General features: G+C 71.0%; 1 protein-coding gene and 2 pseudogenes. All 3 read right to left on the reverse strand.

Annotated elements, in window-relative coordinates; translation table 11 throughout:
* A pseudogene (locus tag THIMADRAFT_RS24140) lies at positions 1-207 on the reverse strand (hypothetical protein); the annotation flags it as partial.
* A complete protein-coding gene (locus THIMADRAFT_RS24145; protein ID WP_007195765.1) occupies positions 204-1,649 on the reverse strand; it encodes a DDE-type integrase/transposase/recombinase in 1,446 nt (481 codons plus the stop codon). The pseudogene THIMADRAFT_RS24140 and the gene THIMADRAFT_RS24145, both read right to left, overlap by 4 nt.
* Before the next feature lie 96 nt (positions 1,650-1,745).
* A pseudogene (locus THIMADRAFT_RS24150) lies at positions 1,746-2,000 on the reverse strand (hypothetical protein); the annotation flags it as partial.

The raw sequence follows: 2,000 nt of genomic DNA on the forward strand, positions 1-2,000 counted from the left end.
ACGTTCGGCGAGCAGACGCAGCACCACGCTTTTGCCGGTGCCCGGTTCGCCGTGGATCATCGCAAACCCGCCCTCGCGGATCTGCGCCTGCTCGATGCGCCACAGGAACTGCTCCACGCGCGGGGGGATGTAGAGGGCCTCGATCGGCAGCTCCGAGGAGAAGGGATGCCATTTCAGCCCGTAGAGGGCGAGCAGTCGCGCATTCATCGGATGTCCTCGGCGGTGTTCAGGGGCAGATAGGCCGGCGGCAGGCCGGTCGCGGCATGGGTCTCGAGGAGCTGGCGCAGCAGCGGCGCGATGCCGCCGGGCGCGCTCGGTTGCGGGGCGGGTGCGCCGGGCACCAGCGCACGGCGAGCCTCCCCGGCATTGGCGGCCTTATCCAGCGGACGCACGGGGCTCAAGATCGCACCGCTGTGCGGATCCACCAGATCGACATGGGCCAGATCCCAGCGCGCGTAGCGCAGATGCACCGTCTCCAGGGCGCGGTAGCGCGCGGGGATCTCCAGGCGGATGCCGGCCAGGCTGACGGTGCCGTCGGCCCGGCGCTGGCGTCGTGCGACCTCGATGCGAAAGGCCGCGCGCAGGGCAGCGGCGTCCGGGCAGGGGCGCGCCACGGTCGGGCCCTCCAGATAGCGCGCCAGCGGCGTGGTGGCCAATTCCGAATGGGTGCTGCGGTGATACTCCTGCTCGACCCAGGCTTGGGTGGCGCGGTTGAGGGTGTCCAAGGTCAGCCCCGGCTCGCCTTCGAGCATCGCCATCAGGCGGCCTTCCACGCGGCCCCAAAAGGCCTCCTGCTTGGCGTTCTGGTACGGTGAATAGGGCAGCGTGGTCTGGTGCAGGACGCCCAGACGGGCCAGTCCGGCGGTCGTCTCCTCGGCCAGCATCGCCGCGCCGTTGTCGGTCATCAGGGCACGCGGCAGGCCGCGCTTCATGAACGCCTGCGACAGTCCGTGCACCAGCACCTCGGCGGTCTCGTTGGTGTACCACTGCAGGTGACAAACCAGGCGCGAGCGATCGTCCATGACCCCGAACAGCAGCGGCGTGAGCCAAATTCCGGACGCCGTGAGCACCTTGCGCGAGCCGTGATGGAAATCCAGGTGCCAGAGCGCCGAGACGTGCTCGACCTCGAAGCTGCGGACCTCGCGTTGCTCCAGGCGATCGCGCGCGGCCAGCGCGCCGGCGGTGTCGCGCTTGGGGGTGGCGCGACGCACCATCCCCTGCGCCTTCAAGTAGCGCCGCACGCTCGGATAGGACGGTACCGCGGTGGCGGTGCCGGCGAGGGTGGCGGCCAGGTTGTCGCGATGCAGCTGGGCAGTCCAGCCGGGATGGTCGCGGTACTGCGCCTGCAGGGCCTCGCGTGCGGCGGGCAGCACGCTCGGGAAGGCCCCGCGGTCGGCGCGCACGCGATTGCGCAGCACCGCCACCGGATCGGGCGCGGCGCGCGCCGCGTAATACCAGCGCTCCAGGGTCGACACGCCGAACCGAACATCCAGGCCGGTGACGGGATGGCGCCAGGTCTTGGCGGCCAAGGCGGCGAGTGCCGCCTGCAAGTCGCCGTCCGACGGCGGGGCGGCGAGCAAGGGTCCGATGATCGCAAAGCGCAGGCGGGCCCAACGCTCGCGTTGCGGAACCTCGATGGGGATCGGCATAGGGGTCTCCCGGCCACGGTGCCGGGGGTTCCGGCACCTTCGCGATCAGCCTAGCGGGGTGCCCCGGCGCCTTCGAGCTGCATCCTCTGCGTGGCGTCAGCCGCCCTCGTGCAGCCTGCACGAACGACTCGTCAAGGGACTCAAAAAGCGCAGCAACGCCACCAGGGCGTCCGCGGCATCACCGAGGAAGCGCTCCAGCAGACTCCCCGGCGCCTGCTGCAGATCCACCGGCGGCACAAAGCCCCCCTGCGCGCCGCACCACAGCGGGGTCTGCGCCAACTGCTCCCGCCACCAGGCCTGCCAGCGCCGCAGGGTGCGGATCGGGACCGCCAACGTCGCGGCCAATGCTGC

Source organism: Thiocapsa marina 5811, from assembly GCF_000223985.1.
GTDB classification, from domain to species: Bacteria; Pseudomonadota; Gammaproteobacteria; order Chromatiales; family Chromatiaceae; genus Thiocapsa; species Thiocapsa marina.